Origin of the sequence: Microbacterium sp. 22242 (assembly GCF_052045495.1) — a bacterium.
Lineage (GTDB): Bacteria > Actinomycetota > Actinomycetes > Actinomycetales > Microbacteriaceae > Microbacterium.
Map to the genome: position 1 here is coordinate 22,065 of NZ_JBQEOZ010000013.1, position 26,003 is coordinate 48,067.

The 26,003-nt window shown below is 72.2% G+C and carries 22 protein-coding genes and 1 pseudogene; 6 read left to right on the forward strand and 17 right to left on the reverse strand.

All coding sequences use genetic code 11. The annotated features are described in order from the left end of the window. Positions 1 to 31: 31 nt before the first annotated feature. From ACTJJZ_RS13805 to ACTJJZ_RS13820, 4 genes are all read right to left on the reverse strand, one after another. Entirely contained in the window at positions 32 to 463 is a 432-nt protein-coding gene (locus tag ACTJJZ_RS13805; RefSeq protein WP_440721762.1) for a cupin domain-containing protein, read from the reverse strand. Continuing rightward, the gene (locus ACTJJZ_RS13810; RefSeq protein ID WP_440721763.1) at positions 460 to 1,062 is read right to left on the reverse strand and encodes a pyridoxamine 5'-phosphate oxidase family protein; all 603 of its coding nucleotides are present in this window, start codon (positions 1,060 to 1,062) and stop codon (positions 460 to 462) included. The genes ACTJJZ_RS13805 and ACTJJZ_RS13810 overlap by 4 nt, the downstream gene beginning before the upstream one ends. A 14-nt stretch (positions 1,063 to 1,076) precedes the next feature. Further along, the gene (locus tag ACTJJZ_RS13815) at positions 1,077 to 2,834 is read right to left on the reverse strand and encodes a proline--tRNA ligase (protein WP_440721764.1); all 1,758 of its coding nucleotides are present in this window, start codon (positions 2,832 to 2,834) and stop codon (positions 1,077 to 1,079) included. Between the two features lie 73 nt (positions 2,835 to 2,907). Further along, entirely contained in the window at positions 2,908 to 3,681 is a 774-nt protein-coding gene (locus tag ACTJJZ_RS13820) for an isocitrate lyase/PEP mutase family protein (RefSeq protein ID WP_440721765.1), read from the reverse strand. A 52-nt stretch (positions 3,682 to 3,733) separates the two neighbouring features. Here ACTJJZ_RS13820 and ACTJJZ_RS13825 point away from each other — a divergent pair, with 52 nt between their 5' ends. Together ACTJJZ_RS13825 and ACTJJZ_RS13830 are read left to right on the forward strand one after the other, a co-directional pair. After that, complete coding sequence (locus ACTJJZ_RS13825; protein ID WP_440721766.1) at positions 3,734 to 5,152, forward strand: RNB domain-containing ribonuclease; 1,419 nt, start codon at positions 3,734 to 3,736, stop codon at positions 5,150 to 5,152. Next, positions 5,139 to 5,936, forward strand: a complete 798-nt coding sequence (locus ACTJJZ_RS13830) for a phosphotransferase (RefSeq protein ID WP_440721767.1) — start codon at positions 5,139 to 5,141, stop codon at positions 5,934 to 5,936. Before ACTJJZ_RS13825 ends, ACTJJZ_RS13830 begins: the two co-directional genes overlap by 14 nt. A 25-nt stretch (positions 5,937 to 5,961) precedes the next feature. On the opposite strand, the gene ACTJJZ_RS13835 is transcribed toward ACTJJZ_RS13830, so the two are convergent. Together ACTJJZ_RS13835 and ispG are read right to left on the reverse strand one after the other, a co-directional pair. Then, a complete protein-coding gene (locus ACTJJZ_RS13835) occupies positions 5,962 to 6,822 on the reverse strand; it encodes a hypothetical protein (RefSeq protein ID WP_440721768.1) in 861 nt (286 codons plus the stop codon). After that, a complete protein-coding gene (gene ispG / locus ACTJJZ_RS13840; protein WP_440721769.1) occupies positions 6,822 to 7,973 on the reverse strand; it encodes a flavodoxin-dependent (E)-4-hydroxy-3-methylbut-2-enyl-diphosphate synthase in 1,152 nt (383 codons plus the stop codon). Before ispG ends, ACTJJZ_RS13835 begins: the two co-directional genes overlap by 1 nt. A gap of 181 nt (positions 7,974 to 8,154) precedes the next feature. Here ispG and ACTJJZ_RS13845 point away from each other — a divergent pair, with 181 nt between their 5' ends. Continuing rightward, positions 8,155 to 10,059, forward strand: coding sequence for a chorismate-binding protein (locus ACTJJZ_RS13845; RefSeq protein WP_440721770.1), 1,905 nt, complete (start codon positions 8,155 to 8,157; stop codon positions 10,057 to 10,059). Positions 10,060 to 10,185: 126 nt separating this feature from the next. Here ACTJJZ_RS13845 and ACTJJZ_RS13850 read toward each other — a convergent pair whose 3' ends face one another. The 3 genes from ACTJJZ_RS13850 to ACTJJZ_RS13860 all read right to left on the reverse strand — a co-directional run bounded on the left by ACTJJZ_RS13850 (position 10,186) and on the right by ACTJJZ_RS13860 (position 13,699). After that, on the reverse strand, positions 10,186 to 11,514 hold the full coding sequence (locus ACTJJZ_RS13850; protein WP_440721771.1) for a M50 family metallopeptidase: 1,329 nt from the start codon (positions 11,512 to 11,514) through the stop codon (positions 10,186 to 10,188). Between the two features lie 79 nt (positions 11,515 to 11,593). Beyond that, positions 11,594 to 12,679 carry a 1-deoxy-D-xylulose-5-phosphate reductoisomerase gene (gene dxr, locus ACTJJZ_RS13855; RefSeq protein ID WP_440721772.1) on the reverse strand — a complete coding sequence of 362 codons (1,086 nt, stop codon included), beginning with the start codon at positions 12,677 to 12,679 and terminating at the stop codon, positions 11,594 to 11,596. 51 nt (positions 12,680 to 12,730) lie between these two features. Beyond that, positions 12,731 to 13,699: an FKBP-type peptidyl-prolyl cis-trans isomerase gene (locus ACTJJZ_RS13860; RefSeq protein WP_440721773.1), complete on the reverse strand. Its 969-nt coding sequence runs from the start codon at positions 13,697 to 13,699 to the stop codon at positions 12,731 to 12,733. 169 nt (positions 13,700 to 13,868) lie between these two features. Here ACTJJZ_RS13860 and ACTJJZ_RS13865 point away from each other — a divergent pair, with 169 nt between their 5' ends. Continuing rightward, positions 13,869 to 14,654 (forward strand): lysophospholipid acyltransferase family protein, encoded by a 786-nt coding sequence (locus ACTJJZ_RS13865; protein ID WP_440721774.1) that lies wholly within the window; start codon positions 13,869 to 13,871, stop codon positions 14,652 to 14,654. Positions 14,655 to 14,711: 57 nt separating this feature from the next. On the opposite strand, the gene ACTJJZ_RS13870 is transcribed toward ACTJJZ_RS13865, so the two are convergent. Further along, a complete protein-coding gene (locus ACTJJZ_RS13870) occupies positions 14,712 to 15,206 on the reverse strand; it encodes an OsmC family protein (RefSeq protein ID WP_440721775.1) in 495 nt (164 codons plus the stop codon). A 58-nt stretch (positions 15,207 to 15,264) separates the two neighbouring features. Between ACTJJZ_RS13870 and ACTJJZ_RS13875 the strand changes: the two are divergent. Further along, positions 15,265 to 16,240 (forward strand): annotated as a pseudogene (locus ACTJJZ_RS13875) (asparaginase). 63 nt (positions 16,241 to 16,303) lie between these two features. Further along, on the forward strand, positions 16,304 to 17,419 hold the full coding sequence (gene ald / locus ACTJJZ_RS13880; RefSeq protein WP_440721776.1) for an alanine dehydrogenase: 1,116 nt from the start codon (positions 16,304 to 16,306) through the stop codon (positions 17,417 to 17,419). A 26-nt stretch (positions 17,420 to 17,445) separates the two neighbouring features. Here the strand turns inward: ald and ACTJJZ_RS13885 are convergent, their stop codons facing one another. The 7 genes from ACTJJZ_RS13885 to atpD all read right to left on the reverse strand — a co-directional run bounded on the left by ACTJJZ_RS13885 (position 17,446) and on the right by atpD (position 26,003). Next, positions 17,446 to 20,298: an FtsK/SpoIIIE domain-containing protein gene (locus tag ACTJJZ_RS13885; protein WP_440721777.1), complete on the reverse strand. Its 2,853-nt coding sequence runs from the start codon at positions 20,296 to 20,298 to the stop codon at positions 17,446 to 17,448. Positions 20,299 to 20,355: 57 nt separating this feature from the next. After that, entirely contained in the window at positions 20,356 to 21,243 is an 888-nt protein-coding gene (locus ACTJJZ_RS13890) for a PP2C family protein-serine/threonine phosphatase (RefSeq protein WP_440721778.1), read from the reverse strand. Positions 21,244 to 21,326: 83 nt separating this feature from the next. Then, positions 21,327 to 22,298 (reverse strand): aldo/keto reductase, encoded by a 972-nt coding sequence (locus ACTJJZ_RS13895; protein WP_440721779.1) that lies wholly within the window; start codon positions 22,296 to 22,298, stop codon positions 21,327 to 21,329. Between the two features lie 190 nt (positions 22,299 to 22,488). Next, positions 22,489 to 23,334: a large exoprotein gene (locus tag ACTJJZ_RS13900; RefSeq protein ID WP_440721780.1), complete on the reverse strand. Its 846-nt coding sequence runs from the start codon at positions 23,332 to 23,334 to the stop codon at positions 22,489 to 22,491. A 98-nt stretch (positions 23,335 to 23,432) separates the two neighbouring features. Next, positions 23,433 to 24,197 (reverse strand): YaaA family protein, encoded by a 765-nt coding sequence (locus ACTJJZ_RS13905; RefSeq protein WP_440721781.1) that lies wholly within the window; start codon positions 24,195 to 24,197, stop codon positions 23,433 to 23,435. 91 nt (positions 24,198 to 24,288) lie between these two features. Beyond that, positions 24,289 to 24,549, reverse strand: coding sequence for a F0F1 ATP synthase subunit epsilon (locus ACTJJZ_RS13910; protein WP_440721782.1), 261 nt, complete (start codon positions 24,547 to 24,549; stop codon positions 24,289 to 24,291). Between the two features lie 2 nt (positions 24,550 to 24,551). Beyond that, complete coding sequence (atpD, locus tag ACTJJZ_RS13915) at positions 24,552 to 26,003, reverse strand: F0F1 ATP synthase subunit beta (RefSeq protein WP_440721783.1); 1,452 nt, start codon at positions 26,001 to 26,003, stop codon at positions 24,552 to 24,554.

Genomic DNA, 26,003 nt, shown 5'->3' on the forward strand with positions numbered 1-26,003 from the left:
CCACACGGTTCCGGGCGGGGAGCGGGCGCGGTCACGCCCAGGGCATCGGCCGCCCCGGCACGCGGGCGCTGTCGTCCGGCAGGTGCGGGAGCGTCTCGCCACCTGCGCGGATGCACAGCCAGCGCAGCTGACCCGGGCTGTCCGGACGCGCCCGCCAGGTGCGCACGACGTCCTGGCCGACCCGCACCACGGTCCCGGGGCCGACCTCGACCAGGTCGTCGCCGACCCCCATCTGCCCGCGCCCTTGGAGGAACACGTAGAGCTCCTCGATCCGGGAGTGAGTGTGCCAGTAGCCGGCCTCCTCCCCCGGTTCCAGCGCGTTCGCGGTCATGCCGATGTACTGCATCGTGAGCTCGTGGTCCACGACACGACGACCGTCGCGTGCGCGGGACTCGTCGAACCCGCCATGATGGCTGCGCCACTCGTCCAGCGCGCCGATCTCGGTGACCTCGTAGTCGCTCATGCCTTCTCCTCGTGCCCGGCACCCTCGGGTGCGCCTTCCCCGTCGCCCGGCTCGCGGCGCCAGCGGTGCCCGGCGTCCGAGTAGACGATGCGCCGATGCCGGCGGTCCGGGGATCCCTGCCAGAACTCGATCCGGGAGGGGACGATCCGCCACAGCGCCCAGTCGCCCTCCGCGATCCCGGCGCGGGCCGCCGGGGAGCGTGCGGCGAGATCCGCGGCGCTCTCCTCCGCCTGCGCCTCCTCGACCCGTCCGCGCACGCGCACGGCGCGCACGAGCGGCTGCCACCAGAAGTTCAAGGCGGCGGCCGGGTTCGCGGCCAGCTGCCGCGCCTTCGCCGAGGAGCGCGGGCCGGCGAACGCCCAGCCGCGCTCGTCCACGCCCTTGAGGATCAGCGTGCGCGCATCCGGCACCCCGTCGGCGTCGACCGTCGCGAGCGTGGCCGCGTGCGGCTCGGCCACGCCGGCGTCGGCCGCCGTGGCGACCCAGTCCAGGAACAGCGCGATCGGATCCTCCGGCAGGGCGCCGGGATCGAGCGCGGGAGCCGATCCGGTGAGGGACGGCTGCGCGCGGAGCCAGGCCGCGGTGCTGACGGGATCCATGGCCTTCGCGCCGCTCAGCGGACGGTGAGCGCCCGCACCGCGTCGGCGATCGAGACCGTGTCGCGGTCGCCGGTGCGGCGGTCCCACAGCTCGACCTGTCCGTCGGCGGCGCCGCGTCCCACGACCAGCACCCGCGGCACGCCGACCAGCTCGGCATCGCCGAACTTCACGCCGGGCGAGACCTTGGGGCGGTCGTCGTAGAGCACGTCCAGGCCCGCGGCCTCGAGCTGCGCCGACACGTCGGCTGCCACGTCGAACACGAGCTGGTCGCGGCCGGCCGCGACGACGTGCACGTCGAACGGCGCGACCGAGGCGGGCCAGATGAGGCCCTTGTCGTCATTGTTGAGCTCGGCGATGATCGCGAGGATCCGGGTCACCCCGATGCCGTACGAGCCCATCGTCACCGTGACGAGCTTGCCGTTCTCGTCGAGCACCTTGAGCCCGAGCGTCTCGGCGAAGAACCGGCCGAGCTGGAACACGTGGCCGATCTCCATGCCGCGAGCGAGCTCCACGGGGCCGGATCCGTCCGGCGCGGGGTCGCCCTCGCGCACGTTCGCGATCTCGACGACGCCGTCGGCGGCGAAGTCGCGGCCCGCGACGACCGAGTGCGCGTGCTTCTGGTCGAGGTTCGCGCCGGTGATCCAGCTCGACCCCTCGACGACGCGCGGGTCGACCAGGTAGCGGATCCCCGTCGCGGACTCCTCGCCGAGGATCGCGCCGGTGGGCGACCACGGCCCGATGTAGCCCTTCACGAGCAGCGGGTTCTTCTCGAAGTCGTCCGCCGTCGCCGCCTCGACCTCGGCCGGGGCGAACGCGACCTCGGCGCGCTTCTCGTCGACCTCGCGATCGCCGGGGAGGCCGACGACCACGAGCTCGCGGGTGCCGTCAAGGTGGGTGAGCGCGAGCACCACGTTCTTCAGTGTGTCGGCGGCGCTGTACTCGCCGTCGAGGTTCGCGTTGCAGTGCGCCACGAGCGTCTCGATCGTGGGCGTGTCCGGCGAGTCGAAGATCACCGGGCTCGCGTCGGCGTCGAACGGGATCGCCTCCGGGATCGCGGTCGTGAACGCCTCCACGTTGGCCGCGTAGCCGCCGTCGCTGCGCACGAAGGTGTCCTCGCCGACCGGAGTCGGGTGCAGGAACTCCTCGCTGCGGGCGCCGCCCATCAGTCCGTTGTCGGCGTTCACGATCACGTACTCCAGGCCGAGACGCTGGAAGATCCGCTCGTACGCGTCGCGCTGCGTCTGGTAGCTGACCTCGAGGCCGGCATCGGACGCGTCGAAGGAGTAGGCGTCCTTCATCGTGAACTCGCGGCCGCGCAGCAGGCCGGCGCGGGGGCGCGCCTCGTCGCGGTACTTGTCCTGGATCTGGTAGATCGTGAGCGGCAGATCCTTGTACGAGGAGTACAGGTCCTTCACGAGCAGCGTGAACATCTCCTCGTGCGTGGGCGCGAGGAGATAGTCGGCGCCCTTGCGGTCCTGGAGGCGGAAGATGCCGTCGCCGTAGGACTCCCACCGGCCGGACTGCTCGTACGGCTCGCGCGGCAGCAGCGCGGGGAAGTGGACCTCCTGCGCACCCGCGTTCGACATCTCCTCGCGGATGATCGCCTCGATGCGCGCCTTCACCTTGAGGCCCAGCGGCAGCCAGGTGAACACGCCCGGCGCGGCGCGGCGGATGTAGCCGGCGCGGACCAGCAGTCGATGGCTGGCCACCTCGGCGTCGGCGGGGTCTTCGCGGAGCGTGCGGAGGAAGAAGTTCGAGAGACGAGTCACCACGGGGCAAGTCTAGTGAGGCCGACGGCCCGGCCCTGTGCGAGGAGCACGGGACCGGGCCGGTTCGCGAGACGGGTCAGTTCAGCGCGCGGGTGCCCGCGGGGATGATGCCGCCGCGGTAGATCTCGGCGGCGTTGTCCTGCAGGGCCGTGAGCGCGACGCGCTGCGGCATCGGGCCGTAGGAGACGCGGGCGACGCCGAGCGCCTCGTACTCGACGGAGGTGAGCGCGCCGGGCAGGCCGATCACGCTGACCTTGCCGCGGCCGATCCCGTCGACGAGGGCGCGGGTGGTGTCCGCGTCGAGGATCCCCGGCACGAACACGCAGGTGGCGCCCGCGTCGAGGTAGGCACGGCCGCGCTCGATCGCGTCGGCGAGCGACTCCTCGACCGGGCGTCCGCCGCCGCGCGCGAACGCGTCGGTGCGGGCGTTCAGCACGAACGGCACGCCCTCGGCCTCGCCCGCGCGGATCATCGCCTCGACGTTCGCCGTGGCCTCGGCGAGCGGGCGCAACCGGTCCTCGACGTTGGCGCCCACGACGCCCGCCCCGATCGCGAGGCGCACGGTCTCGCCCGCATCGTCGTAGCCGTCGTCGAGGTCGGCCGTGACCGGAAGATCGACGGCGGCGGCGATCCGGCCCACCATGTCGAGCATGAGCTCGCGCGGGATGGCGCCGTCGGCATAGCCGAACGAGGAGGCGATCGAGTGCCCGGCCGTGGCGATGGCGGTGGTCTCGGGGAGGGCGGCGATCGCCTGCGCGGAGACGACGTCCCACACGTTCACGACGCGGAGGATCTCGGGGGCGGCATACAGTGCGGCGAGGGAGCGGGCCTTGTCGGCGGAGCTGGTCATGTGACCACGCTAGCGCCCGCTCATCCCTGCCGCGGCGGCCTAGCATGAACGCATGCCTCAGCGCCGATCCCACGTCGCCCCGTCCGCCGCGCAGAGCGAGCTCGCGACCGCGCTCGCGGCTCTGCGCACCGAGATCGACGCGCCGACGGACTTCTCCCCCGAGGTGCTCGCGGAGGCCGCCGCCGCCACGCCGCCGGCCCCGGAGCTCGACCTGCGGGACGTCCCGTTCGCCACGCTGGATCCGGCCGGGTCGATGGACCTGGATCAGGCGTTCCAGCTGGAGCGGAGCGGATCCGGCTACACGGTCCGGTACGCGATCGCCGATGTCCCGTCCTTCGTGGCGCCCGGCGGCGCGCTCGACGCCGCTGCGCGGGCGAGAGGCGAGACGCTGTATGCCGCCGACGGCACGATCCCGCTGCATCCCCCGATCCTCAGCGAGGACCATGCGTCGCTGCTGCCGGACGTCGACCGCCCAGCCCTCGTCTGGACCTTCACGCTGGACGGCGCCGGGTCCGTCACCGGCACGCGCCTCGAGCGCGCCCTGATCCGCTCCCGCGCGAAGCTCGACTATCTGACGGTCCAGGCCGACCTCGACGCCGGCCGCGACTCCCCCGCCGCGCTCCTCCCGGAGATCGGGAAGCTGCGGCTGGAGCAGGAGGCGCAGCGCGGCGGGGCGAGCCTGAACCTGCCGGACGAGGATGTCGTGCGCCGCGAGGACGGCAGCTACGCGATCGAGCGGCGCAGCCCGCGGCCCGTGGAGGACTGGAACGCGCAGCTCTCGCTGATGACGGGGATGGCGGCGGCCCAGCTGATGCTGCAGGCGAAGGTCGGGATCCTGCGCGTGATGCCGCAGCCCGACGAGGCCGCGTTCGACACGTTCCGGCGGCAGACGGAGGTGCTCGGCGTTCCGTGGACCACGGGACGGTACGGCGACTACCTGCGGCAGCTGGACAAGGACGATCCGCGCACTCTGCCGATCCTGGAGGCGGCGTCCGCACTGTTCCGGGGCGCCGGCTACGTCTCGTTCGACGGCGAGGCGCCTGCCCAGACCACGCAGGCGGCGATCGCGGCGCCGTATGCGCACGCGACCGCTCCGCTGCGCCGGCTCGTGGACCGGTGGTCGCTCACGATCTCGCTGGCCGTGAGCAGGGGCGAGGAGGTCCCGGCGTGGGTGCGCGAGAGCCTGCCGCAGGTGCCCGACCTCATGCGGGAGTCGGCGCAGCGGTCCTCCGCGCTGAACTCGCGGACCATCGACCTCGTCGAGGCGGCCCTGCTCACGCCGCATGTGGGCGAGACGTTCGATGTGACCGTGATCCGGCGCAACGGCAGCCACGGGAGCGTGCAGCTCGCCGATCCTCCCGTGACGACGTCGATGGAGCTGCCGGATTCCGCAGCCGCCGGCGCCACGATCCGGGTGAGACTGCTCGCGGTCGACATCGCGAAGGGGCAGGTCTCGTTTGCCGCAGTCTGATCTGCCGCTGTCCGAGCCGGATGAGCAGGAAGCGCCGCTGCCGGGCGGAAACGCGGGCGGTGCCGTCGTCCGGATCGGGCGGACGGTGCGGAAGTCGTGGACGCCGGCGACCGAGCACGTCGTGAGGTTCGTGACGACCCTGCGCGAACGCGGCGTCGACGCGCCCACCCCGCTGGGGAGGGACGGTCTCGGGCGCCAGATCATCGAGTACGTCCCCGGCGACCTCGCCGTCGCGCTGCCCCGCCTGACGCCGTCCGAGTTCGCTCGTGCGGGGGGAATGGTCCGGCGGATCCACGATGCCGCCGCCTCGTACGTTCCGGCGGCGGACGCGACGTGGGACACCCCGATCGCCGCTCCGGGCGCAGAGCTGATCTGCCACAACGACCTCGCCCCGTGGAATCTCCTCGTCGGCGAACGCTGGGTGTTCATCGACTGGGACGGCGCGGGCCCGAGCACGCGTCTCTGGGATCTCGCCTACGCGGCCCAGGCCTTCACGCTCAACGATGCCACGGTGCCTCCCGCATCCGCCGCCCGCGATCTCGCCGCATTCGTCGACGGTTACCGCGCCGACGACACCCTCCGCGCCGCTCTTCCCGCGGCGATGCAGGAGCGGACCACGGCGATGCTGGACCTGTTGCGAACCTCGCACCGCGACGGCGTGGAGCCGTGGGGATCGATGCTCGTGAACGGCCACGGGACGCACTGGGCGAACGCGTCGGCTTACGTCGGCGCGCACCAGGAGGTGTGGGCGCGCGCCCTGCGACGGGAACAGGGAGCCGCCTGAGGAGGCCGCCCCCGTCCCGCGACTCTCAGGCGGGTGTCGCCACCGTGGTCATCACCAGCAGCTGCGGATCCGTGAGATCCAGCGAGACCCGGATGGACGCGAACTCCGCCAGCGAGGTCGCGTGCGTGCCGCCGCAGAAGATCGCGGCCGTGCCCTCGGGAAGCTCGCACACCCACCGGCGCCGGTCCACGATCGTCTCGCCCTCGACCTCGATCCGGCTCGGAGCCGCCGAGGCCACCCACCGGGCGAGCTGCGCGTTCATCCGCTCCTCGCGCTCAGCCAGCGTCGCGGCGAGGCCCTCAGTGTCGAACCCCGCCTTGCGCAGGCTCTTGCCGAGCCGATACTCGTCGACCGCGCCGTCCTCGTGGATGAAGCTGGTCTGGTTCGCGCGGCCCTCGAAGTCCGGGGTGCCCAGCGCGTCGGATCCGGGATCCTTGCGCCACAGATCCGCGACCGCGAGGTCCAGCGCCAGCGAGGCCAGGTGGCAGGCCGTGTGCCCGCGACTGAGACCCGAGCGGCGCCCCGCGTCGACCACGGCCTCGACGGTCGTGCCGACCGGGAGCGCGCCGGGTGCCGCGTCCACCCGGTGTCCGACGAGCCAGGTCCAGCCGTCGGCACCGCGCTTGACGGGGATCTCCGCGCCGACCGCGGGCGCGCCCTCATCGCTCACCGCGGCCATGACCGCCTCGGTCACCGCGAACTCCACGCCGTCCACGCGCAGCGTCCCGCTGTCGCCGGGCTGATCCGGCCAGGTGTGGTCGACCGGGTGGAACGGCGTCCGGTCCAGGACCACGACCGAGCCCTGATCCGCCGGCTGCGCGCCGACGACGGTCGCCGGCTCGACGAGGGATCCCGAGGGGAACGTGACGACGGTGCTGCGCGGCATCAGCTCGTGACGACCTGCGCCGTGCCGACCGGAGCCGCGGGCCCCATCTCATCGGCGATCCGGTTGGCCTCCTCGATGAGCGTGGCCACGATGTCCTCCTCGGGGACGGTCTTGATGACCTCGCCCTTGACGAAGATCTGCCCCTTGCCGTTGCCGCTCGCCACTCCGAGGTCGGCCTCACGCGCCTCGCCCGGGCCGTTCACGACGCAGCCCATCACGGCGACGCGCAGCGGCACGGTCATGTCCTTCAGACCCTCCGTGACGTTCTCCGCGAGCGTGTAGACGTCGACCTGCGCGCGCCCGCAGGAGGGGCACGACACGATCTCGAGCTTGCGCTCACGCAGGTTCAGCGACTGCAGGATCTGGTGGCCGACCTTGACCTCCTCGGCGGGCGGCGCCGAGAGCGAGACCCGGATCGTGTCGCCGATCCCCTCGCCGAGCAGGATCCCGAACGCGGTCGCGCTCTTGATCGTGCCCTGGAACGCGGGCCCTGCCTCGGTGACGCCGAGGTGCAGCGGCCAGTCGCCCATCGCCGCGAGCAGGCGGTACGCCTTCACCATCACGACCGGATCGTTGTGCTTGACCGAGATCTTGAAGTCGTGGAAGTCGTGCTCCTCGAACAGCGACGCCTCCCAGCGCGCGCTCTCGGCGAGCGCCTCAGGCGTCGCCTTGCCGTACTTCTCCAGCAGCCGAGGGTCCAGGGATCCGGCGTTCACGCCGATCCGCAGCGAGACGCCCGCGTCCTTGGCCGCCCGAGCGATCGCGCCGACCTGGTCGTCGAACTTGCGGATGTTGCCCGGGTTCACGCGCACGGCCGCGCAGCCGGCATCGATCGCCTGGAACACGTACTTCGGCTGGAAGTGGATGTCGGCGATGACCGGGATCTGGCTCTTCTTCGCGATGATGTGCAGCACGTCGGCGTCGTCCTGAGACGGCACGGCGACACGCACGATCTCGCAGCCGGAGGCCGTCAGCTCGGCGATCTGCTGCAGCGTCCCGTTGATATCGGTCGTCTTCGTGGTGGTCATCGACTGGACGCTGATGGGAGCGTCACCGCCGACGAGGACCTTGCCGACCCTGATCTGGCGGCTCTTGCGGCGCGGGGCGAGGACGTCGGGGATCCGAGGCATCCCGAGGTTGACAGCTGGCACGTCATACAGGTTACCCGGGCGCGGCTGGACGGGATCCGTGTGGTAGTTTCGGCGCATGTCCGCGAACACCACCTGGTGGCCCGCCTCCTAGGCGGTGAGTTCGCGTTCCACGATCCAGACCGCCTTCCGGGGCGGTCTTGTCGTTTCTGCCGCGCCGGATCCCCCTTTCAGGAGCTCCTCGATGACCACTGCCGATCGGATCCGCGCGCTCGCGGACGAGACCTCCTTCGTGCTGCTCGCCCGGGAGGGATCCGGCAGCGTGGAGCTGCTGACCGGCTCGCTGATCGATGTCGAGAACCTCGCCGACATCCCGCTCGGATCGGGCGACGACCGTCGCGAGGTGTTCGCGATGGTGCCGTACCGCCAGGTCCGCGAGCGCGGCTTCGAGGCCCAGGACGACGGCGCCCCGCTGCGCTGTCTGCTGGTCGACGAGCATCTGCACCTGCCCGCCGACGAGGTGCGCGCGGCGCTCCCCACCGCGCCCGTCGCGCTGCACGACGGCGGCTTCGACCTCAGCGATGAAGAGTACGCGGCGATCGTCGAGCGCGTGATCGCCGACGAGATCGGCCGCGGCGAAGGCGCGAACTTCGTGATCCGCCGCGACTACACGGCCAGGATCGACACGACCGCGGACGACGCGGAGCGGATCGCTGCGCTGACCTGGTTCCGCGCGCTGCTCGAGCACGAGCGCGGGGCGTACTGGACGTTCGCCGTGGTCACTCCCGGGGTCATCGCGGTCGGCGCGAGCCCGGAGGCGCACGTGGTGGCGCAGGGCGGCGTGGTCACGATGAACCCGATCTCCGGCACCTTCCGGCACCCGGCCGGCGGATCGACCACCGCGGCGCTCACCGAGTTCCTCTCCTCCACGAAGGAGACCGAGGAGCTGTTCATGGTGGTCGATGAAGAGCTCAAGATGATGAGCGCGGTCTGCTCGGACGGCGGACGGATCACCGGCCCGCACCTCAAGCAGATGTCGCGGCTCACGCACACCGAGTACATGCTGCGCGGCAGGAGCCGCCTCGACCCGCGCGAGATCCTGCGGGAGACCATGTTCGCGCCGACCGTGACCGGATCCCCCATGCAGAACGCGTGCACGGTGATCCGCCGGCACGAGCGCAAGCCCCGCGGCTACTACTCCGGGGTCGCGGCCCTGTTCAGCCCGAACGAGGCGGGCGGCCACGACCTGGACGCGCCGATCCTGATCCGCACGGTGTATCTGAAGGACGGCGAGCTCAGTGTGCCGGTCGGGGCGACGCTGGTGCGCCACTCGGATCCGGCGGGCGAGGTCGGCGAGACGCACGGCAAGGCCGCGGGCGTGCTCGGCGCGATCGGCGCCGTCGCCCGCGACGCCGCCGCGGAGGCGCGCGAGGATCCGGACGCCCCTGGGGCCGGCCCGACGCCCGGGGACGACCCCGCGGTCCAGCACCTGCTGGCCTCGCGGAACGCGCGCCTGGCCGAGTTCTGGATGAATCCGCAGGACGGCGCGGCGGAGGCTGCGGCGCCGACCCCGTTCGCGGGGCGCACCGCGGTCGTCGTCGATGCCGAGGACCGCTTCACGACGATGCTCGCGCACCAGCTCCGTCATCTCGGCCTGGACGTGCGGATCGTGTCCTGGGCCGCGGCGGAGGACGCCGAGATCGACGCCGCAGATCTGCTCGTCGCCGGTCCCGGGCCCGGGGATCCCCGGGACGGATCCTCGCCCCGAATCGCCCGGATGCGGGCGCTGGTCGGCCGACGCCGCGACGCCGGCCGACCGCTGCTCGCCGTGTGCCTCAGCCACCAGATCCTCGCGGACGGGCTCGGCCTCGAGCTCGCCCCGCTGGCCAGCCCGCACCAGGGGCTGCAGAAGTCGGTGCCGGTGTTCGGCGAGGAGGCCTCGATCGGCTTCTACAACACCTTCACCGCCCGGGTCGCACCGGGCACGACCGCCGCAGGGCAGGCCGAGGTGTCCGCGGACCCGGAGACCGGCGACGTGTACGCGCTGCGCGGCCACGGCTTCGCCTCGGTGCAGGGCCACCTGGAGTCGATCCTGTCCCGCGACGGCATGACGACCCTGCAGCGCCTGGTCGCGCACGCGCTGCGCTGACGAGGGTCGCAGGGCCCGGGAGGTCGGCGCGCGGCCATCGTGGCGCCGCTCGGGTCAGGTCGGCGCGCGGCCATCGAGGCGCCGCTCGGGTCAGGTCGGCGCGCGGCCATCGTGGCGCCGCTCGGGTCAGGTCGGCAGCTTGACCGGGTTGAACAGGTCGGCCGCGAGCAGCAGCGCGCCCATCGCGATCAGGATCCCCGCGACGACGATCGTGAGCGGCACGAGCCGGGTCGCGTCGACCGGCTTCGGCGGCGGACGGCGGAACAGCTTCGCCCACGCCCGCTTCAGTCCGTCCCAGAGCGCGACCACGACGTGCCCGCCGTCCAGGGGCAGCAGCGGGACCAGGTTGAACACGAACAGTGCGATGTTCAGCGAGCCCATCAGGCTCAAGAGCACGGCGAAGCGGTTCAGCAGCGGTGCGTCCGCGGCGGCGACCTCTCCGGCGATCCGCCCCACGCCGACCACGCTGAGCGGGCCGTTCGGGTCGCGAGGCGCGCCGGTCGCCAGCGAGACGCCGACGTCCCAGAGCCGGACCGGCAGGTTGGCGATCAGCGAGACGACAGCCCCCGTGTTGCTCACGGCCTGCTCGACGCCCGCCGTGAGCGGCTGCCGCACGTAGGCGAGCCGGGCTCCGACGCCGGCGTAGCCGACGGTGTGCATGACCGCGTGGCCCTTGTCGTCGACGACGGCTCCGCCGTTCGCATCCACCGCCTGGCGCTGCGCGGCCACGGGGGTCAGCTGCAGGGTCACCTCGGACCCCCCGCGCTGCACGACGAGCGGGATGGTCCTGCCCGGAGACGCCTGGATGATCGCGCTCGCCTCGGCGAAGGTCGAGACGGCCTTCCCGTCCACCGACACGATCCGGTCTCCTGGCTTGATCCCGGCCTTCGCCGCGGGAGCGACCGGGTCGGACGAGGTGCACGTCGTCTGCGTGGATCCCGCGGGCAGCACGCACTGCGACACCGAGGCGATCGTCGTGGTGCCCTGCTGGATCCCGATCCCGGAGAGCAGCACCGTGAAGATCACGAGCGCGAGCACCAGGTTCATGAACGGACCGCCGAGCATGACGATGATCCGCTTCCAGACGGGCAGCAGATAGAACACCCGGCTCGCCCGCTCCGGGTCGATGGTCTCGTCGTTCGCGGCCCTGGCATCCTGGATGAGCGCCCGGAAGGCGCCCCGGGACGCGTTCTCCGCGCCGTCCGCCGCGTCCGGCGACGGCGGGTACATGCCCGACATCGAGATGAACCCGCCGACCGGCAGCGCCTTCACGCCGTACTCGGTCTCCCCGATCCGCTTCGAGAACAGCCGAGGGCCGAAGCCGATCATGTACTGCCCGACGTGCACGCCGAACAGCTTGGCCGGCACCAGATGGCCGAGCTCGTGCAGGGCGATCGAGACGCCGAGCCCGACCAGCACGAAGAGCAGGCCGCCGACGTAAAGCAGGATCTCCACGCCGCCACGCTACCGGTGCCGGGCTAGGAAACCGCCGTGCCGTTGGCCGGACTCTCCCCCGACGCGCGCGCTGCCGGCCTCAGGACAGCTTCGCGATCGCATGGTCGGCGCTCGCCCGCGCCCACGCCTCGGCGTCGGCCAGCGACTCCACGGTGAGCACCTCGGGCGGGTCGTGGGCGTCGACCACGCGCTCGATCGTGTCGACGATCCCGAGGAACGACAGGCGCCCCTCGTGGAACGCGTTCACGGCCTGCTCGTTCGCGGCGTTGTAGACGGCGGGATAGGTCCGTCCCGCCCTGCCGACCTTCTTCGCGAGTCCGACGGCGGGGAAGGCCTTGCCGTCCAGCGGCTCGAAGGTCCACCGGGAAGCCCTGGTCCAGTCCAGCGGGTGTCCGACGCCGCCGACCCGGTTCGGCCAGTCCAGTCCCAGCGAGATCGGCAGGCGCATGTCGGGCGGGGAGGCCTGCGCGATCGTGGAGCCGTCGACGAACTCGACCATCGAGTGCACGATCGACTGCGGGTGCACCACGACGTCGATCCGCTCGTAGTCGATGTCGAAGAGCAGGTGTGCCTCGATCACCTCGAGCCCCTTGTTGACGAGGGTGGCGGAGTTCGTGGTGACCATCCTGCCCATGTCCCAGGTCGGGTGGGCGAGCGCCTCGGCCGGCGTGATCCCCCCCATCTCGTCGCGGGTGCGGCCGCGGAAGGGGCCGCCGGATGCGGTCACGACCAGGCGGCGCACCTCCTGCTTGGTCCCGGATCGGAGCGCCTGGGCGAGCGCGGAATGCTCGGAGTCGACGGGCGTGATCTGCCCGGGCGCGGCGAGGGCGGTGACCAGCGCGCCGCCCACGATCAGCGACTCCTTGTTCGCGAGCGCGAGGGTGCGCCCTGCCTTGAGCGCGGCGAGCGTGGATCCCAGACCGATCGAGCCCGTGATCGCGTTCAGCACGACGTCGGCGTCGACGTCGCGGACGAGCTGCTCGGCCTCCGCCGCCCCGAGCGCCGTGTCGTCGACGTCGAACTCCTCCGCCTGCGCGGCGAGCTGCTCCGCCTGCGACCCGGCGGCGAGCCCGACCAGTTCGAACCGGTCCGGATTCGCCCTGATCACGTCCAGGGCCTGAGTGCCGATGGAGCCGGTGGAGCCGAGGACGATGACGCGACGCATGGGTTCAGCCTAGGCGGCGCGCCGTCCCGGCGCCGGAACGCCGAGCGCCTGCTACTGGGCGGCCGCGACCGCCGGGATGGTGCCGAGGATGTCGACGACGAACACGAGCGTCGAGTTGGCGGGAATGGCACCCTGCGCGGTGGCCCCGTAGCCGTCGGCCGGCGGGATCGTGGCGAGCACCTGCGATCCGACCTTCTGCCCCTCGAGCGCCTTCTGGAAGCCGGGCACGACACCGGTGGTCTGGAACTGGGTCGGGGCGCCGCGCTTCCAGCTCGAGTCGAACACCTTGCCGTCGGCCCAGGTCACGCCCGTGTACTGCACCACGACGAAGTCGCCGCTGGCCACGGTGGGGCCGTCGCCCTGCTTGAGCACGGAGATCTTGGTCTCGGTGGGCGGATCCGCCTTCGGCACCGTGATGGTCGGCTCGCCGTTCTTCGCGAGCTTCACGGTGGGCATGCCCGCCTCCGGGGCGACGGACTTGCCCGTCGCGACGGTGGGCAGCTTCTTCGTGGACTGCGCGTAGACGACGAGCGGCTTGCCGTCCTGTCCGAGCAGCTTGCTGGGCAGCACCAGCGCGACGGCGGAGCCCAGCGGCTGACACTCCAGCGCGACCACGAACAGCGACTGCTGCTGCGGGTCGAGCAGGACGGGCAGCTGGTCGTCCTCGCCGCGGGAGCTCGAGTCCATGACGCTGTTGTCGGTGGCGTTGACGATCCGGTACTGCACGGAGACCAGGTCTCCGGAGACGACGTCCTTGCCGCTGCCCTTCTTCACCACGGTGCGCTGGGCGGCGGTGAGGGCGTCGACGTCTGCGGCGGACGGCGACGTCACCTTCAGGTCCTTGCCCGTTCCGTCCACCTTGACGGCGTCGGACACCTTGCCCGGCTTGGCGTCGAGCAGGCATTTGGAGGATGCGGACGGCGAGGGCGAGGCCGACGGGTTCGCGGCACCCGCGCAGCCCGACAGCAGGAGGGCTGTCGCAGCGACAGCGGACAGAGCAGCGGCGAGACGGATGCGCACGGAAGACCTCGAGACGTAGAGACGAACTCGCCCATCCTGCACCATTCCGCTTTGCCGCCGCTGAACGGGAGGTCCGCCGGGCCTGGGAGATGACGTCCGCGGGCTCCCCCTGCGAGGGCGTCCTGAGCGCATGCCGTCGACGGAATGGATTCTGATCTAGCCTTGTCGGGTGACTCAGGACCCTGGATCCGATGCGGCGGCCGCTGTCGACGAGGACGTCGCGGCCGACCTGCACCGCGCCGGTGCGACCTACCTGCTCGGACGGCTGATCCTGGCCCCGCTCGCGCGGCTCGTGTACCGTCCGCGTGTCGAAGGACGCGCGAACGTGCCGAAGACCGGCCCGATCATCGTCGCCTCGAACCACCTGTCGTTCATCGACTCGATCGCGATCCCGGTCGCCGCTCCCCGCCGCGTGCATTTCCTCGCGAAGTCGAGCTACTTCGAGGGCACCGGCTTCAAGGGCCGCCTGGTCGCGAGCTTCATGCGCGCGGTCGGCGCGATCCCGGTGCGGCGTGGCGCGGGGCAGGCCGCTCTCGACGCCCTGGACGAGCAGCGTCGCCTGCTCGACGAGGGGCTGGCCGTGGCGCTGTACCCGGAGGGGACGCGCTCGACCGACGGCCGCCTGTACAAGGGCCGCACCGGCGCCGCCTTCCTCGCGCTGCAGACCGGCGCCCTGGTGGTCCCCGTGGGCGTGATCGGAACCGACAAGGCCATGCCGGTCGGAGCGAACATGCCGAAGCTCGGCACGCGCGTGACGATCCGCTTCGGCGAGCCGCTCGATCTGTCCCACCACGGCGCGGCGACATCGGGTCGGGCTCGCCGGGTCGCGACCGACGAGATCATGGCGGCGATCCACGCGCTCAGCGGGCAGGAGCTCGCCGGGGTCTACAACGAGGTTCCCGCGCAGGGCGCGATCGAGAAGATCCGGCAGGCGCTGCCGCACGAGCGCCGCTGAGCAGGAACCGCACGAGCGCCGCTGAGCAGGAACCGCACGAGCGCCGCTGAGCCGGCGTCACGCAGGCGTCGTCTGCTCCCCCGCGATCAGGATCGTCGCCTCATGCCGTACCGGGAACGAGACCGAGTTCGCGATGAAGCACCACGCGTTCGCCTGCGCGTGCGCGGCCTCGGCCGCCGCGCGCATCGACTCCTCCGCCACGGTCACGACCGGGTGCAGCACGACCTCGGTGAACGCTCCCCCGCCGTGCCCGTCCTCCTGCATGGTCCCCGTCGCCTCGTCGCGGTAGTCCACGACGACCACGCCCGCCGTCACGCACGCGTGCAGATACGACAGCAGGTGGCACTCGGAAAGGGCGGCGAGCAGCAGATCCTCGGGGTTCCATCGGGCCGGATCCCCGCGGAACGGCTTGTCCGCCGAGGCGAGCAGCTCGGGCTTGCCGGCGACGACGATCGTGCTCGCGCGGTCGTAGTCGCGATACCCGGAGGTGCCGGTTCCGCGGTTGCCGGTCCAGGTCGTGCTGAGGGCGTAGCGATGCGTGCCGAGGCTCATGAATCCATCGTGCCAGGTCGTCGGTCCGGCGGCCGGGCCGACCGCTAGGCTGGCATGCGTGCTGCAGACTCTGACCGTCCAGGACGCCGTGGAACTCGCCGTCGTCGAACGAAACGGGTTCATCGAGTCCCGCCACGCCGGGGCTGCGGTCGTGCTCTCCGCCGAGGGCGAGGTCGTGGTGCGCCACGGCAACGTGGACGCGCTGGTGCTGCCGCGTTCGAGCATGAAGCCGCTGCAGGCCGTCGCCTGCCTCACCGCGGGCGCCCCGCTGGACGGCGAGCAGCTGGGCATGTCGACCGCGAGCCACAACGGCACCGATCGGCATGTCGCCGTGGTCAGGGAGATGCTCGCCGCCGGCGGCCTCACCGAGGACGATCTGGGCTGCCCGGCGGACTGGCCCGGCGACTCCGCGACCCGCGACGAGCTGGTCCGCGACCACGCCGGGAAGGCGCGGATCCGGATGAACTGCTCCGGCAAGCACGCGGCGATGCTGCGCGCCTGCGTGGCCACCGGCTGGCCCACCGACGGCTATCTTTCGCTGGAGCATCCGCTGCAGCAGCACATCAAGGAGGTCGTGGAGCGGCTCAGCGGCGAGCGCATCGCGGCGACCGCGATCGACGGCTGCGGCGCCCCCGTGCACGCGATCACGCTGCTCGGTCTGGCCCGGGCGATGCACCGGATCGGCACCGCGTCGGAGCGCTCGCCGTTCGCGATGCACCGTTTCGCCGGCGCCCTGGTGCGCGCGGTGCGGGAGAACCCGTGGACGATCGAGGGCCCCGGCCGCCCTGACACGATCGCGACCGAGAAGCTCGGCGTGTTCACGAAGCACGGCGCCGAAGGGGTCATGGTCATGGTCGCCCCGAGTGGCGCCACGGTGGCGCTGAAGATGCTCGACGGCTCCGGCCGCGACCCTGCTCGCACGCGCGGGCGCACTGACCGACGCTCAGGTCGACGACCTCGCCTCGGCCCTTCCTCTCGCCGTCCTCGGTGGCGGCAGCGACGTCGGCGCCATCCGCGCCGGCGCCGGAATCTGAGCGCTCCCACAAGGGGCCTGGACCGCGGGCACGACAGGCCCGCATGGGAAGAAAGGAGCCACGATGAGGATTTCCGTCCCCACCGAGGTCAAGAACAACGAGTTCCGCGTCGCGCTCACGCCCGCCGGAGTGCACGATCTCGTGGTCGCCGGCCATGAGGTCGTCGTGCAGTCCGGCGCCGGTGCCGGATCCTCCATGTCGGATGCCGACTACCTCGAGGCCGGAGCGGTGCTGCTCGACGACCCCGACGAGGTATGGGCACGCGCCGAGCTGGTGCTGAAGGTGAAGGAGCCGATCGCCAGCGAGTATCACCGCTTCCGCAGCGACCTGGTGCTGTTCACGTACCTGCACCTCGCCGCCGACCGCCCGCTGACCGAGCGTCTCGCCGAGTCCGGGATGACAGCGATCGCGTACGAGACGGTGCAGCTCGCCTCCGGCGGGCTGCCGCTGCTGGCGCCGATGAGCGAGGTGGCGGGACGTCTCGCCCCGATCGTGGGTGCGAACACGCTGATGCGCTCGCACGGCGGGCTCGGCCTGCTGATGTCGGGCGTGCCCGGCACGCGTCCGGCGACCGTCACCGTGATCGGCGGCGGGGTCGCCGGTGCGAACGCGGCGGTGATCGCGGCCGGCATGGGCGCCGACGTGACCATCTTCGACACCAACATCGCGCGCCTGCGCTACCTGGACGACTTCTTCGGCGGGCGGGTGAAGACGGCGGCGTCGAACCCGCTCGATCTGCGCCGTGCCGTCGTCGCTTCGGACCTCGTGATCGGATCGGTGCTGATCCCGGGTGCGAAGGCGCCGAAGCTGGTCACGAACGACATGGTGAGCCAGATGCGCCCGGGCAGCGTGCTCGTGGACATCGCGGTCGACCAGGGCGGCTGCTTCGAGGACACCCGGCCGACCACGCACGACGACCCCACGTTCCGCGTGCACGACACCGTGTTCTACTGCGTGGCCAACATGCCGGGCGCGGTGCCGAACACCTCCACGTCCGCCCTGACGAACGCGACCCTGCCGTACGTGCGAGCGATCGCCTCGCGCGGCTGGCAGGATGCGCTGCGCGCCGACGCCGCGCTCGCCGGCGGCCTGAACGTGACCGGCGGCCGCATCGCGAACGCCGGCGTGGCCACCGCGCACGGCCTGCCGCTCGCCCCGCTGGACGAGCTGCTGGGCTGATCTCTCGCACGACCCGCCTCGCCCTATCATGCGCGAGGCGGGCCGTGCAGGATCACCCGCGACGGCCTGCCGTCCCGGTCGATCGCCCAGGCCCGGCCCGCGAAGGGCACGGCGTAGGGCGGGAGTTCCCGCACGCCGGCGAGCGTCCGCAGCTCGCGCGCCGCCTCGGCGAGCACGACGACTTCGCCGGACCGGACGATGCGCTGCCACAGCCCGTACTGCCGCTGCCACGACTCCGCGTCGCCGACGAGCAGCATCGGATCCCGTCCGTCCCCCGGCAGCTCGGGGCGACCGCGCTGCGCCTCGGACAGCACCGGGTCGCCGGACGGCCTCCGCGCCTCCTGCGGCACCGCCGGAGCGCCGTCTGCGAGGAGCTGCACCGCGCGATCACCGAACCGGGCCACCAGGGCATCGGCGGTCCGCGCCGGGGTGGTGCTCACCACCCCGACGAGTGCGCATCGCGGCTGCCACAGCGGATTCCTCGTCGCCGGGGCCGGCGCCGCCGCACGCTCGGGCAGGGCGAACTGCAGCTCGGTCCCGTCCAGCGTCGCCCGTCCCGGCGGGCGGCCTGGATCGAACGTGCTCGTCTCGCCGCCCGCCGCGAGGTGCTCGGTCCGGCTGGAGGTCCGCAGGACCGCCCGCGACGGCAGCAGCTCGGCAAGGGCGGCGACCTGGCCGTTGCACCGCGCTGCGCTGAGCAGCACCGTCCCGCCGTGCTCCCCGGCCATGCGGATCACGCGCTGCAGACGCTCGGCCCAGGCGCCGGCGTACTCGATCGGGAACGCCGCGAGCTGCCGGTCGAGGTCGTCGACGGCGAGCAGCGCGGGCATCGCACGCCGGCCGTCCGCGAGGTCGTCCACGATGCTCCAGGCCTGCTCCGGGTCCGGAGGCAGGACCAGCGATCCGGGAACCTGCTCGGCGACGGCCCGCAGCACGCTGCTCTTGCCGGATCCCGGCCCGCCGACGACGACCAGCCCCCGGTCGTCCCCGGCGCGCAGCGTGCGGATCGGCTGCTGCTGGCGCTCCGGCTCGTCGGCGACGCCGAGCACGATCCCGCCGCCCGCAGGATCCGCGAGCGCTGCCCGGTTCACGCGGAGCGGTAGAGGGGGCAGCCAGGGGCTGCGCGCCCGTTCCTGACCCGCGGCCTGCTCGACGACCGCGGCCAGCTCCTGTGCGGAGGTCCTCGCGACGCGGAACAGCCCCGGTGCCCCGTCCTGCGGGCGGCGCACGAGGGCGAGCCCGCGCCCCGCGAGGTCGCCGGGGAGTCCCGCCGCGGCGTCCGTGCCGATCATCGCGCGGCTGTCGGCCGGATCCGTGACGCGCAGGGCGATCCGCAGCGGACAGTTCGCCGCCAGAGCCTCCCGGACCACGCCCGTGGCACGCTGGGTCCCCAGGATCAGGTGCAGGCCGAGCGCACGCCCCCGCGCGGCGATGTCGGTGAAGACCGCGGTCAGGTCGGGATGCTCCTGGAGCAGCGCCGCGAACTCGTCGACGACGATGACCAGGCGTCCCAGCACCCCGTCGGCCTCGTCGATGCCGCGCAGCCCGTGCGCCGCGAGCACCTCCTCCCTGCGCCGCAGCTCGGCGCGCAGGCTGCGGACGCCGCGGGCCGCACCGCCCGCATCGAGGTCGGTGATCACGGCGGCGACGTGCGGAAGCGCCCGCAGCGGTTCGAACGCGGTGCCGCCCTTGAAGTCCGCCAGCACGAACCCCGCCTCTCGCGCAGGGCCCGTGGCGGCGATCGCCGTCACCCAGCTGACCAGGAGCTCGCTCTTTCCTGCCCCGGTCACCCCGGTGACCAGCGCGTGCGGGCCGTCCGCGACGAGATCGACGACGACCGGCCCTTCGGCGTCGCGACCGAGCGCGGCCGCCAGTCCTGTCCCTGCGCGGCCTTCGCCGGCGCCGCCCGCCTCAGCCCGCGCCGCGGCGCCGGCGCCGAGCGCCTCCTGCAGGGACACGGCGGCCGGAATCGTGGACTCGGTCGCCGCACCCTCCGCGAGCACCCGCACCAGCGCCGCCGCCTGCTCCCTGGAGATCCCCTCGGCCGCGCACGTCCGCACGCCGTGCGGCGAACGGATCTCGGCGACAGCGGGCTCGGCGACATCGATCACCGCCTCGTAGCCGGGCGGCGGCGGCGCCCCGGGTGCCACGAGCGCCACACGCGCACCGGCGGAGAACGTGCGCTCCGCCCCGACGTGCACGACGGTCGCATCGGGCCGGTGCGCCCCGGCCTGCGGCAGCCCCGCCAGCCCGAGCAGGGCGACGCCGTCGCCGACCAGCCGGATCGCGCCCGGAGCGTGGCGCAGGCACAGCTGCAGCACCATCGCCCGCGCGACCGCGTGCACGAGCGGCGCGGGGCCGCGCACGCACACACCCGCGTGCAGCCCGGCCGTGACCGGCACCCCGGAGATCGTGCCGTGCCGCGCCCGGAACGCGTCCGCCCGCTCCCCGGTCCCGCTGAACCGCAGCGGGGACGGGCCGTCCCCGCGTCCGATCGTCACCTCGGCGTCCCCTGCGAGCGCGCTGCGCCGCAGCGGCGCCTCCGCCAGGCACGCCGCGAGATCCGGAGCCGCACGGCGCCGTCGCTGCCGCTCCGCATCGGCGCGCGCCGTCACGGCCTCCTCCGCGCGCTGCCACGCCGCGGCCTCCTCGGCCCTGGCCTCCCGCAGCGCCCGGCGCCGCTGGCGCAGCCCGTCGAGGAACGAGGCGAGGATCATCACCGGCCCGAGCGCCGCGAAGCACAGCGACAGTGGCGACCGCGTCACCGCGAACAGCACCACCCCCGAGACCACCGGGACGACAGCGGCGAGCAGCGGCAGCGAGGCGCGCGGCGGCGGCGCGGACGGGGACGGCAGGACGATCGTCTCGGCGGGATCCATACCGACATCCCAGCCCTGATCTCCCGGCCGCGGCGACCCGCGCACCGAACCCGTGGACTACTCCTCGGCGCGGCCCTCGGTGGAGGACGCGGAGGGCTCGGCGACGGTGGCGGCCTCGTCAGCGGCCGATGCGGCGTCGGCAGAGGCCTCTGCGCTCGTGGAGGACGCAGCGGAGCGGCGATGCGCATCCACCACGATGACCGTCACGTTGTCCCGACCGCCGTTCTCCAGCGCCGCGGACAGCATCGCGGTGACCGCCGCGTCCGGGGTCGGGTTGAGCCCGAGGAAGTGCTGGATCCCGTAGTCCGTGAGCTCCTTGGTGAGCCCGTCGGAGCAGATCACGAAGCGGTCGCCGTCCTGGACGCTCAGCTCGCGGTAGTCCGGCGGCAGCGCCTCGCTCACGCCCACGGCGCGGGTGATGACGTTGCTGTACGGGTGCCCCTCCGCCTCTTCCGGACTGAGCCGGCCGGCGGTGATCAGCTCCTGCACCACGGAGTGGTCCGTGGTGATCTGGGCGAGCGCGCCGTCGCGGAGCAGGTACACCCGCGAGTCGCCGATGTTCAGGGTCACCCAGCGGGCGTCCTGGTCGACGAGGGCGAAGAGCACTCCGGTCAGCGTGGTTCCGGTGCCCTCGTCGGTCGTGTCGGGGTGCGCGGTGATGTCGGTCACGGCCGCGGCCAGTGCGGTCTCGATCGTGCCGGTGGTGATGTCGCCGGAGACGACGACCTCCTCGAGCCGGGCGATCGTGCGCTGGCTGGCGATCTCGCCGCCGGCGTGGCCGCCCATCCCGTCCGCCACGACGAACAGCGGGAACTCCGCCAGGTACGAATCCTGGTTCGTCTCCCGCCGTCGCCCGGTGTCGGTCGCCCCCGCCCATTGCAGGACGACCGTGTCGCCGGACGTCAGCGCCACCTCGCGCGTGTTCGCCGTCGAACTCTGAGTCACTGCGGTTCTCCCCGTCCTCGGGTGATCGGTCCGACCGTTGAAATCTCACACATCGTAGTGGATTCGCCTCCTCGACGTGCGGCTCAGACCGCGGGGTCCGCGGGCAGGGGGAACAGTGCGTCGATCGCCGCCAGGTCCTCCGCGGAGGGCGACCAGGCCTCCCCCGCGCGCGCGTTCGCCTCGATCTGCGCCGGGCTGGTGGCTCCGGCGATCACGGACGCGACGCCCGGCTGCGCCAGCAGCCAGCCGAAGGTGGCCTCCAGCATGGTGATGCCGCGCGCGTCGCAGAAGGCGCGGTACGCCTCCAGCGCGTCCCAGGGGGCGTTCTGCCAGAGGTGCGAGCGCGTCCGCATGATGCGGCTCTCCCCCGGCCCGCCCTCGCGCGTGAACTTGCCGGTGAGCAGGCCGTTGTGCAGCGGGAAGAACGGGAAGAAGCCGAGCCCGAAGCGGTTCACCGCGGGCAGCACCTCGCGTTCCGCGGCCCGGGAGAGCAGAGAGAACTGGTTCTGCGCGGAGATGAACCGCGCGCTGCCGGTCGCGCTCAGCTCGGCCTCCGCGATCTGCCACCCGGTGAAGTTGGAGTGGCCGAAGTAGCGGATCTTGCCCTCGCGCACCAGTTCCTCGAGGGCGTCGAGCGTCTCCTCGATGGGGGTGAGCGGATCCGGAGTGTGCAGCTGGTAGAGGTCGATCCAGGAGGTGTTCAGACGCCGCAGCGACTCCTCGACGGCCTTGCGCACATAGCGGCGGGATCCGAGCCCCGCGGGGAAGTCGTAGCCCATGCCGAGCGACTCGTGGCCGAACTTGGTGGCGAGGACGACCCGGTCGCGGCGGCCCTGCAGGGCCTCGCCCATGAGGGTCTCGCTCAGCCCCGGCTCCTTGCCGTAGATGTCGGCGGTGTCGAGGAACGTGACACCGCCGTCGATCGCGGCGTCGAGCACGGCTCTGGTCCCCTCGAGCGTCTCCGTCGCGGTGCCCGCCCGTCCGAAGTTGTTGCAGCCCAGTCCCACCGCGGAGACCAGGAGTCCGGACGATCCGACCCGACGTTGCGCACTCATGCCTCCACGCTACCCGAGCGAGCGAGGCGGAGAGCGCTCGCGCTCTTCCCTCGAGCGACCGAGGGTCGAAGGCGCGCAGCGCCGGACACCTCGGCGAGAGAGACGGAGAGCGCTCGCACGCCCGGCGGACGAGAGTCCGGCCCCGGACATGACGACGCCCCCGGTCAGGGACCGGGGGCGTCGTCAGCACTCACTCCGAGGGTCGCTCCTCATTCGTCGGTGCGTCCGGCGCGGCTGCCGGGGGCGCCGGCGGTGCGGGCGGAGCCGGCGGCGCTGCCGGAGCAGCGGGGGCGCCGGTGGGCGGCGGCACCACGGGCGGGACCTGCGGCGCGGCAGGCGGCTGGAAGCCCTGCTGCGGCGGCTGGTAGCCCGGCTGCGGCGGCTGCGGAGTCGCCGGCGTCTGGTAGCCCTGCGGCTGCTGCCCGTAGCCGGGCTGCTGCGGAGCGCCCGGGGCCGCGTAGCCCTGCGGCGCCGGCGGCTGGTAGCCCTGCGGCGCGCCGTAGCCGGCGGGAGCGCCGGCGGACGGCTGGACAGGGATGCCCTGCCACACCGTGCGGTCTCCGAAGAAGCCGTTGCCGGCCCAGGAGGCCGGGGCGATGTTCGGGTTCCAGCGCGACTTGTCGAACGCGTTGATGCCGAGCCAGATCAGCGAGCAGAGGCCGCCCGTGATCGCACCCGCGGCGTAGAGGACGACCCAGCCCGCGCTCTTCTGCAGCTTCAGGCCCACCCGCCAGGCGGCGATGGAGAGGATCACGAACGACGCGATGCCGGTCAGGTAGTTGAGGATCGGGATGATCGACGCGACCATCAGGATCAGGATGAGCCACGGCGACATGTCACCGAGCTTGAGGAAGATCATCTGGTTGTAGACCGGAACCCAGGCGCGCCACTTCCCCTGCACCCCGGCCTTCTCGAAGATCTTCATCATGAAGATCGAGCCGATGACGTAGACCAGAACGAGCAGGATCAGGAAGAAGAAGAAGATGCCCAGCGCAGCGGCGACGCTCGCGCCGCTGTCGTAGCCGTATGAATCCATGTGTCCCTCCGGAACAGGTTGAGATGCATGTGCATCAGACGCCCCTTGCGGCGCGCCGACGCGATCACCATACCGTGTCCCGGCGTCGCGCTCACGTACTAACTGCGCGTGGTCGGCTGATCCGTCACCAGCTCCAGCACGCCACGATCCTGCGTCTCGCGCAGTTCGAGCCCGGACCGCCGCGCCCAGCCGAGCAGCGTGCGCCGGGAGCCGATCCTCGGGCGCATCTCCGCGAGCCGGCGCACGAGCGCGCCCTTGGCGTGCTTGTTGAAGTGGTTGAGGGCCCTTCCCTGCGCGGTGACGACGCGCACGTACGCCGACGGCACGCCGGTCGGCACGGGGCCGAGGTCGACATAGGCCTCGGAGCGCAGGTCGAGCACGAAGTCCGGAGCCGCCGCCACCAGCTCCGCCGTGACCCGGTCCGCCCACAGCCGGCGCAGCGCGGGCAGCCCCGGGATCGAGGCGGCCGCGCCCAGCCGGTAGGACGGGATCGGGTCCAGGGCGCCCACCGGGCCGAACGGCGCGCTGTGGATCCGCACGTGCGCGCCGAGCCAGCGCCGGGCGTACCCGTCCAGCGACGCCGCGTCGAGCGCGTCGTAGAGGACGCCGGTGTACCGATCCACGGCCGGCTGCACCGGAGCGGTGCGCAGGGCGCCGTTGTCGCGCACCGCGTCGGCGAGCTGCTTCTCGCTGAGCTTCAGGACCCGTCGCGTCTCCCCCTCGTCCGCGGCCAGTGCGACCAGCGCGTCGAGCACCTGCTCGCGCTGCGGCAGCAGACCGGGCAGCGCCCACGAGGACGGATCCGCCGGTCCCCTCTTCCCGCCGGGGCGCTTCGTCTCCGACGGCGGCAGCAGGATCATCATGCGCGGGACTCCTCGCAGGTCGGGAACGGCGAACGCGCGGAAGCGCCAGACCCCCGAAGGGATCCGGCGCTTCCGCGAAAGACGGGTGCGATCAGGCGACGAGCGCCGCGTTGCCCGCGACGATCGTCAGGGTGTCGCCCTCCATCGAGACGAATCCGTCCCGGGCGCTGGCGAGGACCTTGGTCCCGTCCAGCTGGGTGATGCGGACCTGACCCTCGGCGAGGATGGCCAGCACGGGCTCGTGCCCGGACATGAAGCCCAGCTCGCCCTCGACGGTCTTGGCGACGACGAGACTGGCCTCTCCGGTCCAGACCTCCGCGTCGGCGGAGACGAGGCTGACGTGCAGAGCCATGCTCAGCCGTTCTCCCTCTGGATGCGCGCCCAGTTCTCCTCGACGTCCGAGATCGGGCCGACGTTGAAGAAGGCCTGCTCGGCGACGTGGTCGAAGTCACCGCGGCAGATCGCGTCGAACGACTCGATCGTGTCCTTGAGCGGCACCGTGGAGCCATCGACACCGGTGAACTTCTTCGCCATGTAGGTGTTCTGGGACAGGAACTGCTGGATGCGGCGGGCGCGGGAGACGACGATCTTGTCCTCTTCGGAGAGCTCGTCGACACCGAGGATCGCGATGATCTCCTGCAGCTCCTTGTTCTTCTGCAGGATCTGCTTGACCGTCGTGGCCACGCGGTAGTGGTCCTCGCCCAGGTAGCGGGGGTCCATGATCCGCGAGGTCGAGGTCAGCGGGTCGATCGCCGGGTACAGACCCTTCGAGGCGATCTCGCGCGAGAGCTCGGTGGTCGCGTCGAGGTGCGCGAACGTCGTGGCAGGGGCCGGGTCGGTGTAGTCGTCGGCCGGCACGTAGATCGCCTGCAGCGAGGTGATCGAGTGACCGCGCGTGGAGGTGATGCGCTCCTGGAGCACACCCATCTCGTCGGCGAGGTTGGGCTGGTAGCCCACCGCGGACGGCATGCGGCCCAGCAGCGTGGAGACCTCGGATCCGGCCTGCGTGAAGCGGAAGATGTTGTCGATGAAGAGCAGCACGTCCTGCTTCTGCACATCGCGGAAGTACTCCGCCATGGTCAGGGCGCTCAGCGCGACGCGCAGGCGCGTCCCCGGCGGCTCGTCCATCTGGCCGAAGACGAGGGCGGTCTTGTCGAAGACCCCCGCCTCCTCCATCTCGGCGATGAGGTCGTTGCCCTCACGGGTGCGCTCGCCGACGCCGGCGAACACGGACACGCCGCCGTGGTCCTGCGCGACACGCTGGATCATCTCCTGGATGAGGACGGTCTTGCCGACGCCCGCACCGCCGAACAGGCCGATCTTGCCACCCTGCACGTACGGGGTGAGCAGGTCGATCGACTTGATGCCGGTCTCGAACATCGTGGTCTTCGACTCGAGCTGGTCGAAGTTCGGCGCCTTGCGGTGGATCGGCCAGCGCTCGGTGACCTCGATGGTCTCACCGGGCTCGCCGTTGAGGACCTCGCCGATCACGTTGAAGACCTTGCCCTTGGTGACGTCGCCGACGGGGACCGAGATGGCCTCGCCGGTGTCGCGCACCTCCTGGCCGCGGACCATGCCGTCGGTCGGCTTCAGCGAGATGGCGCGCACCAGATCGTCGCCGAGGTGCTGCGCGACCTCGAGCGTGATCTCGGTCGACTCGTCGCCGATCGTGATGGTGGTCTTCAGCGCGTTGTAGATGTCGGGGATCGAGTCGTGCGGGAACTCGATGTCGACGACCGGTCCGGTGACGCGAGCAACGCGCCCGACGACCGTCGTGGCGTTCTCGGCCGTGGCGGTGGCAGTCAT

What these genes read in the sequence shown, in the direction of transcription:
- ACTJJZ_RS13835 (WP_440721768.1), bottom strand. Translation starts at nt 6,822, where the DNA reads ATGCCGCGCAGCACCGTCGTCACGTTCCCCTCGGGATCCCTCGTCGAG.
- dxr (WP_440721772.1), bottom strand. Translation starts at nt 12,679, where the DNA reads ATGCGTCGCGTCATCGTCCTCGGCTCCACCGGCTCCATCGGCACTCAG.
- ACTJJZ_RS13895 (WP_440721779.1), bottom strand. Translation starts at nt 22,298, where the DNA reads ATGAGTGCGCAACGTCGGGTCGGATCGTCCGGACTCCTGGTCTCCGCG.
- ald (WP_440721776.1), top strand. Translation starts at nt 16,304, where the DNA reads ATGAGGATTTCCGTCCCCACCGAGGTCAAGAACAACGAGTTCCGCGTC.
- ACTJJZ_RS13905 (WP_440721781.1), bottom strand. Translation starts at nt 24,197, where the DNA reads ATGATGATCCTGCTGCCGCCGTCGGAGACGAAGCGCCCCGGCGGGAAG.
- ACTJJZ_RS13810 (WP_440721763.1), bottom strand. Translation starts at nt 1,062, where the DNA reads ATGGATCCCGTCAGCACCGCGGCCTGGCTCCGCGCGCAGCCGTCCCTC.
- ACTJJZ_RS13870 (WP_440721775.1), bottom strand. Translation starts at nt 15,206, where the DNA reads ATGAGCCTCGGCACGCATCGCTACGCCCTCAGCACGACCTGGACCGGC.
- atpD (WP_440721783.1), bottom strand. Translation starts at nt 26,003, where the DNA reads ATGACTGCCACCGCCACGGCCGAGAACGCCACGACGGTCGTCGGGCGC.
- ACTJJZ_RS13820 (WP_440721765.1), bottom strand. Translation starts at nt 3,681, where the DNA reads ATGACCAGCTCCGCCGACAAGGCCCGCTCCCTCGCCGCACTGTATGCC.
- ACTJJZ_RS13845 (WP_440721770.1), top strand. Translation starts at nt 8,155, where the DNA reads ATGACCACTGCCGATCGGATCCGCGCGCTCGCGGACGAGACCTCCTTC.
- ACTJJZ_RS13910 (WP_440721782.1), bottom strand. Translation starts at nt 24,549, where the DNA reads ATGGCTCTGCACGTCAGCCTCGTCTCCGCCGACGCGGAGGTCTGGACC.
- ACTJJZ_RS13885 (WP_440721777.1), bottom strand. Translation starts at nt 20,298, where the DNA reads ATGGATCCCGCCGAGACGATCGTCCTGCCGTCCCCGTCCGCGCCGCCG.
- ACTJJZ_RS13900 (WP_440721780.1), bottom strand. Translation starts at nt 23,334, where the DNA reads ATGGATTCATACGGCTACGACAGCGGCGCGAGCGTCGCCGCTGCGCTG.
- ACTJJZ_RS13805 (WP_440721762.1), bottom strand. Translation starts at nt 463, where the DNA reads ATGAGCGACTACGAGGTCACCGAGATCGGCGCGCTGGACGAGTGGCGC.
- ACTJJZ_RS13825 (WP_440721766.1), top strand. Translation starts at nt 3,734, where the DNA reads ATGCCTCAGCGCCGATCCCACGTCGCCCCGTCCGCCGCGCAGAGCGAG.